At 67.3% G+C, this 15251-nt stretch carries 15 protein-coding genes; 10 read left to right on the plus strand and 5 right to left on the minus strand.

Translation table 11 applies throughout. The features are described 5' to 3' along the window. Positions 1 to 1089: 1089 nt before the first annotated feature. Genes ABT297_RS22925 through ABT297_RS22935 form a run of 3 tightly spaced genes read right to left on the minus strand, consistent with a single transcriptional unit; the run spans position 1090 to position 3732 of the window. Positions 1090 to 1677, minus strand: a complete 588-nt coding sequence (locus tag ABT297_RS22925; protein WP_350552972.1) for a hypothetical protein — start codon at positions 1675 to 1677, stop codon at positions 1090 to 1092. Positions 1678 to 1712: 35 nt separating this feature from the next. After that, positions 1713 to 2978, minus strand: a complete 1266-nt coding sequence (locus ABT297_RS22930) for a hypothetical protein (protein WP_350552974.1) — start codon at positions 2976 to 2978, stop codon at positions 1713 to 1715. Beyond that, a complete protein-coding gene (locus ABT297_RS22935; RefSeq protein ID WP_350552976.1) occupies positions 2971 to 3732 on the minus strand; it encodes an ABC transporter ATP-binding protein in 762 nt (253 codons plus the stop codon). The genes ABT297_RS22930 and ABT297_RS22935 overlap by 8 nt, the downstream gene beginning before the upstream one ends. Before the next feature lie 450 nt (positions 3733 to 4182). Here ABT297_RS22935 and ABT297_RS22940 point away from each other — a divergent pair, with 450 nt between their 5' ends. Then, complete coding sequence (locus ABT297_RS22940) at positions 4183 to 4926, plus strand: DUF8817 family protein (RefSeq protein WP_350552978.1); 744 nt, start codon at positions 4183 to 4185, stop codon at positions 4924 to 4926. A 70-nt stretch (positions 4927 to 4996) separates the two neighbouring features. Here ABT297_RS22940 and ABT297_RS22945 read toward each other — a convergent pair whose 3' ends face one another. Next, complete coding sequence (locus ABT297_RS22945; RefSeq protein ID WP_350552980.1) at positions 4997 to 5491, minus strand: winged helix-turn-helix transcriptional regulator; 495 nt, start codon at positions 5489 to 5491, stop codon at positions 4997 to 4999. A 98-nt stretch (positions 5492 to 5589) separates the two neighbouring features. Between ABT297_RS22945 and ABT297_RS22950 the strand changes: the two genes are divergently transcribed. The 4 genes from ABT297_RS22950 to ABT297_RS22965 all read left to right on the plus strand — a co-directional run bounded on the left by ABT297_RS22950 (position 5590) and on the right by ABT297_RS22965 (position 9166). Beyond that, positions 5590 to 7026 (plus strand): MFS transporter, encoded by a 1437-nt coding sequence (locus tag ABT297_RS22950; RefSeq protein WP_350552982.1) that lies wholly within the window; start codon positions 5590 to 5592, stop codon positions 7024 to 7026. Between the two features lie 15 nt (positions 7027 to 7041). Then, a complete protein-coding gene (locus ABT297_RS22955; RefSeq protein WP_350552984.1) occupies positions 7042 to 7530 on the plus strand; it encodes a pyridoxamine 5'-phosphate oxidase family protein in 489 nt (162 codons plus the stop codon). A gap of 61 nt (positions 7531 to 7591) precedes the next feature. Continuing rightward, positions 7592 to 8176, plus strand: coding sequence for a MarR family winged helix-turn-helix transcriptional regulator (locus ABT297_RS22960; protein WP_350552986.1), 585 nt, complete (start codon positions 7592 to 7594; stop codon positions 8174 to 8176). 78 nt (positions 8177 to 8254) lie between these two features. Further along, complete coding sequence (locus tag ABT297_RS22965) at positions 8255 to 9166, plus strand: NADP-dependent oxidoreductase (protein ID WP_350552988.1); 912 nt, start codon at positions 8255 to 8257, stop codon at positions 9164 to 9166. Positions 9167 to 9197: 31 nt separating this feature from the next. On the opposite strand, the gene ABT297_RS22970 is transcribed toward ABT297_RS22965, so the two are convergent. Continuing rightward, positions 9198 to 9551 carry a hypothetical protein gene (locus ABT297_RS22970; protein ID WP_350552990.1) on the minus strand — a complete coding sequence of 118 codons (354 nt, stop codon included), beginning with the start codon at positions 9549 to 9551 and terminating at the stop codon, positions 9198 to 9200. 176 nt (positions 9552 to 9727) lie between these two features. Here ABT297_RS22970 and ABT297_RS22975 point away from each other — a divergent pair, with 176 nt between their 5' ends. The 5 genes from ABT297_RS22975 to ABT297_RS22995 are packed head-to-tail and all read left to right on the plus strand — an operon-like array spanning position 9728 to position 15215. Beyond that, positions 9728 to 10792, plus strand: coding sequence for a carbohydrate kinase family protein (locus ABT297_RS22975; RefSeq protein ID WP_350552992.1), 1065 nt, complete (start codon positions 9728 to 9730; stop codon positions 10790 to 10792). Further along, positions 10792 to 11712, plus strand: a complete 921-nt coding sequence (locus ABT297_RS22980; protein ID WP_350552994.1) for a carbohydrate ABC transporter permease — start codon at positions 10792 to 10794, stop codon at positions 11710 to 11712. Before ABT297_RS22975 ends, ABT297_RS22980 begins: the two co-directional genes overlap by 1 nt. A 5-nt stretch (positions 11713 to 11717) precedes the next feature. Then, positions 11718 to 12545, plus strand: coding sequence for a carbohydrate ABC transporter permease (locus tag ABT297_RS22985; protein ID WP_350552996.1), 828 nt, complete (start codon positions 11718 to 11720; stop codon positions 12543 to 12545). Positions 12546 to 12556: 11 nt separating this feature from the next. Continuing rightward, positions 12557 to 13870 (plus strand): ABC transporter substrate-binding protein, encoded by a 1314-nt coding sequence (locus ABT297_RS22990; protein ID WP_350552998.1) that lies wholly within the window; start codon positions 12557 to 12559, stop codon positions 13868 to 13870. A 4-nt stretch (positions 13871 to 13874) separates the two neighbouring features. Then, on the plus strand, positions 13875 to 15215 hold the full coding sequence (locus ABT297_RS22995) for a 6-phospho-beta-glucosidase (RefSeq protein WP_350553000.1): 1341 nt from the start codon (positions 13875 to 13877) through the stop codon (positions 15213 to 15215). The last annotated feature ends 36 nt before the right edge of the window (positions 15216 to 15251 follow it).

Here is a 15251-nt window from a genome sequence, read left to right on the forward strand (position 1 = left end):
CGTTGTGCCTGGTCAGTCGGCGTGACCGGCGGCGGAGGTGGCGAGGGCGGCACCGGCCCCTGCACCGAGCCGTGCACCGAGCCGTCCCGCTGGTCGCTGACCGCTGGCGGGGTGTCGCCGCGGAGACGGCGGAGTTTCTCGGCGTGCCTTCTGGCGAGGCCCCAGTCTCGATGCCGTGCGTGCTCCCGGCGGAACTGCTCATTCGCCGGAGAATAACGACGTGACCTGGTTCGGTCACGCATGGCAGCCAACTCCGCTCTTGAAAACAATCCCAGCTGCCCCATGCATACAATTATCTCAGAATTCGGCCGAAACCACCGCCCCGAACGGCAGTCCATATCAAGGTGATCTCAACGAGGATGCCTGCGAAATCTGGATGACACGCCCGGATCCTTCTCCACGGTGAGGACTCCACGTGATCACATACCGTGCCATGGTCGACGTGCCCAAGAAACTGGTGGCCCATGTCGCCGCGCTCGTGCTCACCCAATTCGAGAACCGAGACCTACGCAGTTCTCGCTGAGATCACCTCCTGCGAACACGAACGCCAAGGCGGTGGCGCGGCACACGACCCAGCCGTGGGTCATGCTGTATGTGGAGTGCTGGCTCAAGGCGCCGATGCGGATGCCCGACGGAACCCTGACCCACCGGACGAAGGGAACGCCGCAGGGGTCTTTATGTCCAGCTGAACAAAAGACCCTAATGAGCAGTGCTGGGTTATTTGCAGCATCGGCGTGTTGAGGCTGGCCGGGTGGTGCTGGGGGGCGAGCGCTGCGCATAACGCGGTGAGGATTCCGGTCAGGGGTTCGGTGCGAGTCGTCGGATGTGAGGTCGGCCGCCGCGGATTCCAGGACGTCCGGGGAGATGTCAGGGAGATCGTCACCGGCGAAGGGCGACACAGTCGAAGTCTGGATGCGCACTTCTCGGCAGGACAGGAAGCTGTGATGACGATGGTCCTGCCGCCGACCAGCGCTCGCGGCAGAAGCGCACGCTGCCGGTCGATTTTGACGGCGAGGGAGGCGTGACAGTTCAGGGCTCGGGGCGGTCAAGCCTCCTCGGACTGAACCAGAACGAGGGGCCGGACGTAGCTTAGGCGAGCTCGAGGTCAGCGCCCCAAGTCCTTCGGACGCGTCCGAGTGTTGAAACGGTGACCACTACGGCGACAAGGCCCGCAGTTGTTGCCACAGTCCACCGTCCACCTGGATCGGTCGAGACTGCGAGCGGAGACCATGAAGCGATAGCGGGTTCCATTTGTGAAGCAATAGTCAACGAAAAGTATAGCATCAAGACCAGGCCGCTTGCGACGAAGGCGCCGAGGTAGGGGGCTACGCAGAATGAAAGCGCCGTCAAAAACAAAACATTGGCGGCCACGCGGGGGTAGTCCCCGGCCGGCATTGCGACGAGGGTTGAGGCTGCAAGGATGAGCTGGGGGCCGACGAACCCGGCAGCCAGGGCGAACGCCGAAGGGACCCATCTGCGGCGGGGAAGACCCAGTCGATCAATAATCCACAATCTTGGACGCAGGATCACGATTCCGAGGCTGACCAGCAGGACGGCACCAAGTTCCGGTAGTCTCATCGTTACGGGCAAATACGCCTGGGCGAAATCGATTTTGAAACCACGTCGTGAAACGATCGCGGACGCAATGCCGAGAATGGCCGAGGTGACGAGGAACAATCTACCTGATCGTGAAGCGAAAAGTATGGACGCGCTCAAGGTGTCACGTCGCCCATGATCGCGCACTGGCGGACCTGCGAGCGGTGAGACTCGATCCACACTTTCAGCTCGGCATCGGACATGGAGGCGAAGCGCCCGGCCCGGTCTGTCGAATGATCCCCCTCTAGACGGCTCTCCAGCATTCTCATGGTCCGCGTCTGATCGTTGTTGCTATTCAGGCCGAATGTCGATAGGCACGCGTTCCCCCCGGCGGAGATAAAGACGAATTCCGATCGCGACGACACGATATCCAGAGTTGGAGAAAGGTCGTAATAGAATGTTGTGGCCTCATCCGCGCTCAGTGAGGGAAGCTTGAGTGCGCGATCGTACACCTGCCGAAAAGGGAATCCCTCTGTTCCCACGACCGCGACAATGGGCTCTATTGCTCCCACCAGTGCAGCGAGCTGGGCCTCGTGGCCCTTATGGACACAGACCTTCATTCCTGCGGCAGCGCCGCATACGGTTGGCGTCGACGCGTCCTCGACGAACAAGGCTGGCTTGTTGGCCACGCCGACAGTGAGGAACGCCAGCGGCACCAGCCAGATCAGCGCCCGGCTTGGTGCGGGCCATTGGCGGTCAAACCGGCGGTGCGAGAGAATCCCGTCGGCGGCAGCGAGTGCGATGAGGCTGAGCACCACAATGAACGCGATTCGGAAGATGACCAACGTCGGCGCCTCGTGGAAGCCGAGACTCGGTGGGATGTGCAAAACCGGTGCCACGGCCGCGAACGTGTCGCCGGAGTATCCGACGAATGTGGTAACGAGGGCGAGAGCGAACGCGGCAGGTGCGATGAAGGCCGATCGCGCGATGAGGCCGATAAGCCACCCGAGGATGAGGAACGCGTTTAGGGCCAACAGACCTGTGGCAGCGACAGCCAGGTCCAGAGTGCCGTAGGTTGCTGAGCGTAGCGTCATAGCTAGAACGGGAGCAAGCGCGAGCAGATACCCGACCGTGACGACCGCGGCCAGTGGGGCGAGATTCTGTGCGAGGAATTGACCGCGATCGCGGGGAAATTTTGGTAGCGCGAATGGTCGCGTGGGAGGGGTCAGTCGACCGCCGAGGTAGGCGCCCAGGAACGCCACCAGGGGCCCGGTTAGGTCCAGTCGTTGGTGAAACAATGCTGACGTACCGGCCCACTCCTGGTAGGGCCACGACAGCATCTGGAACACGGTGGCGAAGGTGAGCCCGAATACCGCCAGGCCGGCAAGGACGTAGAAGGGCGCACCAAGCGGCCAGAAAATTCCGACGCGTCGATCAGGCATTGTCGCCGCCTAACCGCTCGATGATTCCCGCATACGCTCGCTCGAAGGGTGACCCGAGCCCTACGTCTACGCTCGCGTCTGCCACCAGCGCGGCCAGCTTCTCCACCGCATCATCGAAAACCATCCGCCCCCCTGCAAGAATGCCCACCCTCTGACACAGGTGAGTCACATCTTCAACGAAGTGGGTCGAAAGGATCACGGGCAATCGTGTCCCGATGTCGGCGATCACCTCTCGCAGGTTAAGCCGCTGCCCCGGGTCCAAGCCAACAGTAGGCTCGTCGAGGATGAGCAGCTCAGGCTCGTGCGCTAGAGCCGTAGCAACACCGAGACGCTGCCGCTGCCCGCCAGACAGAGTCCTCACCTTCGTGTCGGCGCGTTCCTTCAAGTTCACCCTATCGAGAGCCTGACCTGCCGCAGCACCGCAGGCTCTTCGCGGTACTCCATTTACCCAGGCGGCGTAGCTTATCGTGTCTCGCACGCTCATTTCGGCCGCGAAGGTGAAGTGTTGCGGCACAAACCCGATCCGCTTTCCGAATCCCTTGTCTTTGCTGTTGTGCTGGCCGTCAGTCCCTATCGCTGTTATGGTGCCCCGGCGTGGTGTGGTGATGCCTGCGATCAAGTGCAGGAGGGTGGTCTTCCCTGCGCCGTTCGGCCCCAGAAGACCGGTGACACCGGCGCTGACCTGCCAGGACAGCCCATCGAGAACGACCCTTCGTCCATAACTGGCAACAACATCATGCACTATGAGATTCATCGACACCCTCAACCAGGCTGACGCAGATGACCGCCGGCGCGTATCACCCACCGGCGGTCCCACACTCTATAGCTCGGCGAATATCGCGTAAAGGACGAACTCGACTCTTCGGCCCTTGATCTCAGCGGCCGACGGCTTGCCGCTCGTCCGAAGTCTCATTGCCGCTGGAGCTGACCGTCCACTTGCAGTACGAGCCCGGCCCGTTCCTGCAGTCCCCTTGCACGCCGCGATCGCCGTTGCTGAAGTTGGCCTGACGGTAGTAGATGTACGAACATCTGAGCGGCACGAGCCGGGTAAATCGAGAGGTTTACGTCCGGATCTGTGGGTGCCTGGGGATGAGATTCCCCCGGGCGACCCGGCACTGATCGTCGATTTTTGTGCATGTGCACAGTGTTCGAGGATTTGGCAGACTACGGTGTCGCCGATCCGTCGAACGATGAGGTGCAATCCATGCGTGACGGAAGTGTCCAGCCCAACGAGACCACCGTGCCATTGCTCCCCTGCGTCGCGCCGGAGGTGACCCTGGCCTTCTGGCGCGCCCTGGGCTTCGCCGTGACGTACGAGCAGACAAAGCCCTACCTGTACCTGGCGTTCCGGTGGAGCGGGTTCGAACTGCACTACGGACACGCGCCCAGCGGCGTGGACCCGTCCCAGGAGAAGACCGGCGGATGCTTGGTGATGGTCGATGCGGTCGCGCCGTACCACGCGGCATTCACCGAAGCGATGCGCCGCACCTACGGCAAGGTGCTCGCCAAGGGACTGCCCCGGATCACCCGGTACCGGCCCGGCGCCTCACGGTTTACCGTCATGGACCCGTCCGGCAACTCGATCCTCTTCATCCAGCGCGACGAGCCGGCGGAGTTGGAGTACGGAGGATCCAAGCAGCTTCAAGGGCTCGCCCGGGTCTTGGACAACGCGCGGATCCTGCGCGAGTTCAAGCACGACGACCTCGCGGCGTTCCGCGCGTTGAACTCAGGGCTGCGTCGCCACGGCGACAGCGCGTCGGCCGTGGAGCGGGCGGTGGCGCTGGCCGTGCTCATCGAGCTGTCGACAGTGCTGGAAGAGCCGGAACGAGTGCCGGAATGGGGAGCCAGGCTGCGGCAACTGGCCCTCACCATGGAGGAGCGTCGTCAGGTCGAGTCCGCCGTCGCCGACCCCACACTGCTCGAGCGGTGGATGCCCGCCACGACGTGACGCATCGCCGCCGCCATTACGGACAGAGGGTGCCCGCCGGCGGACCGATCGCCGGCGGGCCGAGCCGGCGTCAACGGTGGCCCGCGAGGACCTCTCGGGCGATGGCGTCGCGTTCGGCTGCCTCGCGTTGGACTTGGGCCTGTTCCGCGGCGGCGCGCTTGTCGTACGCCGAACGCGCGGCGGCGATGTCGTTCTGGTGCGTCTCGGTCCAGGTGACCAGTGCCCGGATCGTCTGGTGCAGGGTGGTGCCGAGTGCGGTGAGCTCGTAGTCGACGCGGGGCGGGACCGTCGGGTACACCGTCCGGGTGACCAGCCCGTCACGTTCCAGGTGCCGGAGGGTGCGCGCGAGCATTCGCTGGCTGATGCCGTCGATCATGCGCCGCAGTTCGGTGAAGCGCAGGCTGCGTCGGTCCAGCAGCGCGATGACGAGCAGTGACCACTTGTCCGCGATCCGGTCGAGGATCTGGCGCACCTCGCAGTCCACGCGGGTGTCCCACTGAAGGACGTCGTAGTCAGCGCCGGTATCCCCGCAGTCACCGAGGGACCGGAAAGTTCCGTCTTCCATACCAACCGATGGTGCCTGACGATGCTGTCGGTTACAAGAAGGAACCGGCATGCGCTGGGAGTACCGGAGGGTTGTTCGCCCTTCGAGAGGAGTCGGGGATGTCGACGTCGGGCAGCCGTATGGGCGCGCGGGCGTGGGGTGTGTTGTTCGTGTTGTGCGGGGCGATCTTCCTGGAGGGGATCGACGTCGCGATGCTGAATGTGGCGCTGCCGGCCATCAGGGAGGATCTCGGGCTGTCGACCGGTGTGCTCAGCGGGGTGGTGAGCGCCTACGTGCTCGGGTACGGCGGGTTCATGCTGCTGGGCGGGCGGGCGGCCGACCTGCTCGGCCGGCGTCGGATGTTCCTGCTGTGGCTGGCGGTCTTCCTGGCCTTCTCCGGGCTCGGTGGTTTCGCCACGGAGGGCTGGATGCTGCTGGTGGCGCGTTTCGTCACCGGGGTGGCTGCCGCGTTCATGGCCCCCGCCGGGCTGGCCCTGGTCACCACCAACTTTCCGGATGGCCCGCAGCGCACCAGGGCCCTGGGCGTGTACGCCGGTACCGCCGCCGGTGGTTTCTCCCTCGGCCTGGTCGCCGGCGGCCTGCTGGTGTCGGCCGGCTGGCGGTGGGTGTTCTTCGCCCCGGTCATCCTCGCCGCGCTGATCCTGTTCGCCGCGTTTGCCCTGCTCACCGACGACGTGCCGGAGATTCGGCAGACGCAGGGTTTCGACCTCGCCGGCGCGGCGAGCGTCACCGCCGCGATGTTGCTGCTCGCCTACGGTGTGGTGCGGCTGGAGAACGGCGGGGAAGGGCTCGGGACGACCGTGGCCGTCGTCGCGGCCGGCGCGGCGTTCCTGGGGATCTTCGTCCTGATCGAGCGACGCTCGACCAACCCACTCGTCCGGCTCGCGATCCTGCGCTCCGCTGCGCTGGTGCGGACCAACCTGGGTGCGCTGCTGTTCATGGTCGCGTTCGCCGGGTTCCAGTTCATGGTGACGCTCTACCTGCAGGAGCTGCGTGGCTGGAGTGCGCTGCAGACCGGTCTGGCCATGCTGGTGGTCGGTATCGACACCATCCTCGCCCCGACCCTGACGCCGTGGCTGGTCAACCGGTTCGGCAACGTACGGGTGCTCTTCGGCGGCATGCTTTGCGCCGTGCTGTCCTACACGCTGTTCCTGCCTGTCGCGCCGGACTGGACGTACGCGGCGATGCTGCCGAGCATGCTGCTGCTGGGCCTGTGCTTCTCACTGTCCTACGGTCCCCTGACCATGGCGGCCACCGACGGTGTCGACGAACAGGAGCACGGTCTTGCCGGTGGCCTCCTCTACACCTCGATGCAGTTCGGCATGGCGCTCGGCGTATCCGCGGTGACCGCGTTGAGCATGGCCACGGTCAGCGCCGAGGCCGCAGAGGGCCTCAGCCTGGACGCGATCCGCAACGGCCTGGTGCTGCCGGCGGTCGCGGCCGTCCTGGCCGCGCTCATCACGGCGTTCGGTCTGCGCCGCAATGCCGCGACGCCTCAGGCGCCGACCCCGGCGACTGCCCACACTCCGGCCTGACCAAGAGAGGCAGCGATGGCCACCACAGTTCCCACGTTCTCGATGATCGAGGGCCAATTCAACGCGTACCTCCGGGAGATCGTCTACGCCACGATGACCACGGTCGACGCCAAGGGCCGCCCGCGAGCCCGGGTGCTGATCGCGGTGTGGGAGCAGCTCGACCAGGGGCCGCAGGGCTGGCTGGCGACGTACAAGACGCCGGTCAAGGCGGCACATCTGGCCAACAACCCGCACGCCACCTTCTCGTACTGGAGTCCTCGACAAAACGCCGTGGCGATCGACACGGTTACCGAGTGGGTGCACGACATCGAGACGAAGCAGTACGTGTGGCAGCTGTACGAGCGGAGCAGCCCAACAGGGGTCGGCTATGACCTCGGCAATTTCTGGCACGGCGGCCCGGCCGACCCCAAGCTGCACGTACTGCGGCTGAACCCCTGGCGCATCCAGGTCATCCGCGGCAGGGACCTGCAAAGCCGCATCTGGCGGGCGCCCGACGCCGACTGACGGCTGCACGCCACGCTGACCACGGACCCGTCAGAATTCGTTGGCATGCCAGCAGCATGCTATGTTGCTGGCATGCCAACAACGTGGCGGGGGTGAGATTGTGACCACGGAACCCGGTGCGGCGGGCAGCCGGCCGCCGCACGTCGGCGTCAGCGTGGCCGAGGCGCCGTTGAGCTCGCTCATGTTGCAGCTCGTACGAGCCCATGCCGCGATCGCGACCGCGATGCTGCAACAGATCGACCTGGTCGCCCCGCAGGAGCTGGTCCTGCTGTTCCTGCAGGAGCATGGGCGCACACCGCAGTCGGAGATCGTCTACTTCCTCGGCCGCGATCGATCCACCGTCACCAACACCCTGCAGGCGATGGAGCGCGCCGACCTGATCACGCGCACCTCGTCGCAGACCGACAAGCGGACGATGATCGTCAGCCTGTCGAGCAAGGGCCGGCGGCTGTGCCCCCGTATCCGCGAGATCTGGTCCGATCTGGAGCGGATGGCGTTCGGCGGACTCACCACCCGGCAGCGTGCTGACCTTGCCCAATTGTTCACCGGCATCCGTCAGGGGCTGCCGCCGGCCGGCGGACCCTCCTTGACCTCGCCGGCCTCAGACGATCTGGAAAAGGCAAGACAGCGAAGGAAGGCTCCGTGACCCGGACGCCGCCAACATCGCCGCGGCCACACTGCTGGTCGTATCCAGCCTGACCCGGCACAATCCAGGAGCATTCCCATGGCCATCGCGATCGTCTTCGCCGAATACGGCGACCCGCAAGTTCTGCGCCCGATCGACATCGACCCGCCCACCGCCGCAGCGGGCCAGGTCCGCGTCCAGGTCAAGGCCGCCGGCGTCAACCCGGTCGACGTCAAACTCCGCCGCGGCGACTTCGCCGCCGCCATGCCGGTCGACTTCCCATCCCGCATCGGCAACGAGTACGCCGGAATCATCGACCAGGTCGGCGACGAGGTGACCGGCTTCGCGGTCGGCGACCACGTCCTCGGGTCGGCGACCGGCCAGTGCTACGCCGAATACGTCGTCGTCGACGCCGCGGACGTGGTAGCCAAACCCGCCGGGATACCGTGGACCGTAGCTGCCGGCCTGCCCGCCGTCGGGCAAACCGCGCACACGGCGCTGCGACAAATCGTCGTCCGTGCCGGCGACACCGTGCTGATCCACGCCGCCGCCGGCGGAGTCGGCACCATCGCCACGCAACTGGCCCGCCTCTGGGGCGCCGCCGTCATCGGCACCGCCAGCGAGCGCAACCACAACTATCTCCGCTCGCTCGGCGCCACACCGGTCGTCTACGGAGACGGCCTCGTCGAACGGGTCCACGCACTCGCGCCGGCGGGAGTCGACGCCGCGCTCGATGCCATCGGCGGCGAGGCGATCACCGTATCCCTCGCTCTCGTGCCGGACCATGGCCGGATCGGCACCCTCGTTGATGCCGAAGCTGCCAGAACGCACGGGATTCAACGCGTCGGAGGCCGATCGACCGTGGCCCTGCGCGAGCTGGTCACGCTGTACGACCAAGGCAGCCTGCAGCTACCGATCCACGCGACGTTCCCCCTGACCGAAGCCCACCACGCGCATCACGAGGTCCAGACCGGCCACGTCCGCGGCAAGGTCGTCCTCACCATGCCGTGACCTATTGACGGCTCCGACGCGCGGAGCGTAGTCAGCGGCAGACCGTCGCCAGTTGGAGGAAGAGCCAGCACGAGCCCGACAGTGACACGGCGACGGCGGTCGCCGCCCGGACCGCGGCGTTCAAACGACTGCGCCCGCGCCAGGTCACCGGAAGTGCCTGTTCCATGATGACGAGGAACGCCCAGCCGATCATCACCAGCGGCAGGTAGAAGTCCCAGTCGGAGTTCGCGAACGCGCTCGCGTTTCCGTTCCCTCCTGCGTTCGGGCAATCCTGCTGGTGGAGGATCGGGTCGAGGAACACCAGCAACGACGCCATGACGGCGCCGCCCACAAGGCAGGCCCACCAGCCGCTCAGACGTGACGGACGTGAAGTATCGGCGACCACCGGCTCACGCTAGCAACGCTATCGGCGGAAGCCGGGACGACCGTGTGTTGCTCCTGTGAAGGTTCTCGGACGAACACGCCTCCCCGCAGCCGATGAGGCGCGCCGACGTGCCGGCGCGGTAACGATGCGGTATATCCCACTATACCGATCGCGTTAGTCGGATTATCATTTGCCGTGTGTTGGGCAATGACGGGCAGCTCGACCTATTCGTCTCTGGCGTTGTCTTCCTCGACATCGTCTTCACCGGACTGCGCGAGCTTCCGGCGCCGGGCACCGAGGCGTGGGCGCCCGGGATGGGCTCGAGCCCGGGTGGCATCGCCAACCTCGCGGTCGCGGCCGGGCGGCTCGGCCTGCGCACCGGCCTGGGCACGGCGCTCAGCACCGATGCATACGGTGAGTTCTGCTGGCAGGTCCTCAGCGACCAGGAGGGCCTCGACCTCTCGCCCGCGCGACGGCTCGACGACTGGCACTCCCCGGTGACCGTCTCGCTCGTCTACGACCGGGACCGCAGCATGGTCACCCACGGCCATCCGTTGCCCGTGAACGCCGATGGCCTCGTCGCCGACCTGCCCACGGCGCGCAGCGCCTTCGTCAGTCTCGGCGACGAGCGTGCACCATGGGTGCGCCGGGCCACGGACGCGGGTGCGCTGGTCTTCGCTGATGTCGGCTGGGACGCCAGTGCGGCATGGTCGGTCGCCGCGCTGGATGTGCTCGACGACTGTCACGCATTTCTGCCCAATGCGGCCGAAGCCATGCACTACACGCGCACCGAGACCCCGCGGGCCGCCCTGCACGGGCTGGCCGATCGGGTGCCGGTGGCCGTGGTGACCTGCGGATCCGACGGCGCGCTGGCCATCGACTCGGACACCGGTCTTGTGGTCAGCGCACCCGCGATCGAGGTGGACGCCCTGGACCCAACCGGTGCCGGAGACGTCTTCACCGCGAGTTTCATCGCCGCGACGCTGTGGGGCCTGCCGTTGCGGCAGCGGCTCGCGTTCGCCAACCTCGCCGCGGCGCTGTCGGTCCAGCACTTCGGTGGCTCGCTGTCCGCGCCCGGCTGGGGCGACATCGCCGATTGGTGGAGCGCGGCGCGGCGCCGGGCGGCCCGTCACCACAACGCGTCCAGCGAGGCGGAACTGGCCGCGCAGTATGGCTTCCTCGACGACATGATTCCCCAGGGCGAGTGCCGGTCGCCGAGGCGGGCGACGGCGACGATCGCGCGGGTGCCGGAAGTGGCCTGATGGACATCGCTGTGGATGCCGGACGGAAGCGGGTCGCGGCGCCGGCCACGCGGCGACACGGATGGCGCCGGGCGGCGACCGGATATGCCTTTCTGCTGCCGAGCCTGATCGGCGTCGTGGGCTTCCTGCTCGTGCCGATCGTCGTGGTCGTCGGCATCAGCCTGCACCGGTGGGACCTGGTCAGCCCGGCCGACTGGGTCGGAGCCGACAACTATCGGTCGGTGCTCACCGACCCGGCATTCGGCCGCTCGCTCGTGGTCAGCGTCTCGTTCGTGCTGCTGGTGATTCCGGTGCAGGTCGCGCTCGGCCTGGGCGTCGCGTTGCTGTTGCACCGCCGGTTGCCCGGATCCACCTGGTTCCGCGCCGTCTACGTGCTGCCGTGGCTCACCGCGCCGCTCGCCCTCGGCGTGGTGTGGAGATGGCTGTTCGATCCGTCGGACGGCGCCGTCAATGCGCTGCTCGGGCGCCGCGTCGAGTGGCTGACCAGCCCGGTGCTGGCGCTGCCGTCGGTCGCGACGGTCACCGTGTGGACGAACGTCGGCTACGTCGCGCTCTTCTTCCTCGCCGGACTGGCCGGCATCCCTGAGCAGTACCACGAGGCGGCGCGTGTCGATGGAGCGAGTTCGTGGCAACGCTTCTGGCGGGTGTCGCTGCCGCTGCTGCGCCCGACCACGTTCTTCGTGCTCACCACGCAGGTGATCAGCAGCTTTCAGGTCTTCGACACGGTGTACGCGATGACCAGGGGCGGCCCGGCCGGCCGTACCGAGGTGGTCGCCTCGGCCATCTACAAGGAGGCGTTCACCTCGTTCCGGATGGGCCGCGCCGCGGCGATGTCGGTGGTGTTGTTCGTTCTGCTCGCCGCCGTGACGCTCGCCCAGCAGGTGTACTTCCGCCGGCGCACGACCTATGAGATGAGCTGAGGCCCGTGCACCGACGTGTTGTGCTCAACGCCGCCACCTACCTGGCCCTGATGGTCGGCGCGGTGCTGACCCTCGCACCGTATCTGCTGAGCGTGCAGACCTCGGTGAAGACGCCTCAGCAGTTCGCCCGGCAGTCGCCGCTGGCCGTGCCCTCGCCCGTGACCGGGCAGAACTACGTGGCACTCGCCGTCGGCGAGCACACCCTGGTGCCGCCGCTCGTCATCACCGTCCAGGTGGTCATCGTCGTCGTCCTCGGGCAGCTGGTCTGCTCCGTGCTGGCCGCGTACGCGTTCGCCCGGCTGAGCTTTCCCGGGCGGGACGCGATGTTCTGGATCTACCTGTCCACGCTGATGGTGCCCTTCGTGGCCACGCTGGTGCCGCGGTTTGCGATGCTGAGCCGGCTCGAGCTGCGCGACACCTTCTGGGGCATTGTCCTGCCGTCGTTGTTCGGTTCGCCCTACGCCGTCTTCCTGCTGCGGGAGTTCTTCCGCGGTATCCCAGAGGACCTCATCAGCGCGGTTCGGCTTGACGGTGGGGGACACCTCCGCGCGTTGTGGCACGTGATCCTGCCGCTGAGCCGCCCGATCCTGTCCACGTTGTCCATCATCACCGTGGTCACCCACTGGAACGAGTTCCTGTGGCCGCTGGTCATCACCAGCAGCGAGCGCTGGCGGGTGCTCACGGTCGCCACGGCGGCCCTGCAGAGCCAGTACAACGGCAACTGGACCCTGGTCATGGCCGCCGCCACGCTCGCCACGCTGCCGCTGCTCGTGCTGTTCCTGGCCTTTCAGCGGCACATCGTCAGATCCATCACCATCACCGGCATGAAATGAGGAAATCGAGCGTGAGAACGCATCGGCTGCTCGCCGTGCTCGCCGCGGTGGCGCTGGCCGCCGGCGGCTGCGCCGTCGGTGGCGACGGCGCGTCGTCATCCGGCCGTGCCACGACGGTCACCTTCCGGCTCTGGGACGAGCAGGTCGCCAAGGCGTACCGCGAGTCGTTCGCCGAGTTCGAGAAGCGCAACAGCGACATCAAGGTGGACGTCCAGCTGGTGCCGTGGGCCGACTACTGGACCAAGCTGCCGACCGACATCGCCTCGGGCACCGCCGCCGACATCTTCTGGACCAACACCTCCAACTTCGGGCTGTACGCCGACAGCGGCCAGCTGCTGCCCATCGACGACAATCTCGGTGCGCAACAGCAGGAGTGGACCCGGTCCGTCGTCGACCTCTACACCCGCAACGGCAAGCTGTGGGGCGTGCCGCAGCTGTGGGACTCGATCGCGCTGTACTACAACAAGGACCTGGTGTCCAAGGCCGGGGTCGACCCGGCGAGCCTCACCTGGGATCCGGCAGGTGCGGGCGACACGTTCCTGCCGGCGGCCCGCAAGCTCACCGTCGACTCGGCCGGCAGGACCGCCGATCAGCCGGGCTTCGACTCCAGCAAGATCACCCAGTTCGGCTTCAACGCCGCGCTCGACTCGCAGGGCATCGTGTGGAACTTCGTCGGATCCAACGGCGGCACCTGGCAGAACGGCGACACGTTCGACTACGCCGACCAGCCCAAGACCGTCCAGGCGGTGCAGTACATCGTGGACCTCATCAACAAGCACCACGTGGCACCATCCGCGGCGGACACCAACACCAACGACGACAAGGCGCTGCAGCTGTTCACGCAGGGAAAGATCGCCCTGTTCCAGTCCGGGCCGTACAACCTCAAGAACATCAAGGATGGCGCGGGCTTCGCCTGGGGCCTCGTCCCCCTGCTGAAGGGCCCGGCGGGCCGGGTCGGGGTCGTGCACGGCGTCGCGGCCGTCGCCTCGGCGAAGACCAAACACAAGGACGCCACCGTCAAAGTGCTCAAGTGGATCGGCACGGCGGACGGGATCAAGCCGATCGCCGCGGGCGGGTTTGCGTTCCCCGGCGTCACCGCCGCCCAGCCGGCCTTCGTCGACTACTGGCAGAAGGCCGGCGTCGACCTGAAACCCTTCCTCGACTCGTCCGTCGGTACCACGTTCCCCGCCCCGGTCGGTCCGCGGGTCGGCGCGGGCGGCACCGCGGCCGACCCGATCCTGCAACAGATCTTCCTCGGCCAGCTCGGTGTCGGCGAAGGGTTGAAGAAGGCCCAGGACGCGGCGAACAAGGCCATCAAGGGATAGCGGAATGCGACTGACGATCCTCGGCGGCGGCGGATTCCGGGTGCCGCTCATCCATCGCGCGCTCCTCGCCGACGTCGCAGAGGATCGGATCACCGAGGTCACCCTCCACGACACGGACGCCGCCCGGCTGGCCGCGATCGGCCGGGTCCTGGCGGCGCAGGCCCGCGGCGTGCCCGGCGCGCCGCGGGTCACCGCGACCACCGACCTCGCCGCGGCGGTGACCGGTGCCGACTTCGTCTTCGTCGCGATCCGGGTGGGTGGTCTCGAGGGCCGTGTCATCGACGAACGGGTCGCCCTCGCCGCGGGTGTCCTGGGCCAGGAGACGGTCGGCGCCGGCGGTATCTCGTACGGACTGCGCACCGTCCCGGTCGCCACCGCGATCGCCGAGCGGATCGCCGCGGCCGCGCCGGACGCCTGGGTCATCAACTTCACCAACCCTGCCGGCCTGGTCACCGAGGCCATGACGCGGCATCTCGGTGACCGGGTGGTCGGCATCTGCGACACCCCCGCCGGGCTCGGCCGCCGGGTCGCCGCGGCGCTCGGTGCGGACCCGGACCAGGTGCGGCTGGACTACGCGGGGCTCAACCACCTCGGCTGGCTGCTCGCCGTCCACGTCGGCGCGCGGGATGTGCTGCCGGACCTGCTCGCCGACGAGGTGGCACTCCACTCGTTCGAGGAGGGCAGGCTTTTCGGCGCCGATTGGCTGCGGGCTCTCGGCGCGGTTCCGAACGAGTACCTGCATTACTACTACAGCAACCGGGAGACCCGCGCCGCGGCACGGGACGCGGCGCAGACACGCGGCGCGTTCCTGCTCGACCAGCAGCGAGGGTGCTATGCGTCGCTCGCCGACCCGGCCGCCGACCCACTGTCCACATGGGAGGGTGTGCGCGCCGAGCGGGACGCCACCTACATGGCCGAGAACCGTACGGCGGCGGGCCTCGCCGCGGCGGCGCACGATACCGGGACCGCCGGCGGCTACGAGGACGTGGCCCTCGCCGTGATGCGAGCCATCGCGAGCGACGAGCCGGCGACGCTCATCCTCAACGTGCGCAACCGGGGCGCCCTCGGGATGCTGGACGACGACGCGGTCGTCGAGGTGCCCTGCACGGTGGACGCGCGGGGAGCGCGGCCCGCCCCGGTGGGGCAGCTGCCCGGTCACGCGGCGGGGCTGGTCTGCTCGGTCAAGGCCAGCGAGCGCGCCGTCCTCGACGCGGCGGCCGGCGGCTCGTGGACCTCGGCGCTGCGCGCCATGGCCACCCACCCGCTCGTCGACTCGGTGGCGGTCGCCCGGCGGCTGCTCGAAACCTACCGGTCGCACTTCCTGGAGCTGGCCTACCTGCGGTAGGGCTCCGACCGCCGGATATTTCTCGGAAAGGGACAC

It is taken from the genome of Dactylosporangium sp. NPDC000555, from assembly GCF_040300025.1.
Taxonomy (GTDB): Bacteria; Actinomycetota; Actinomycetes; order Mycobacteriales; family Micromonosporaceae; genus Dactylosporangium.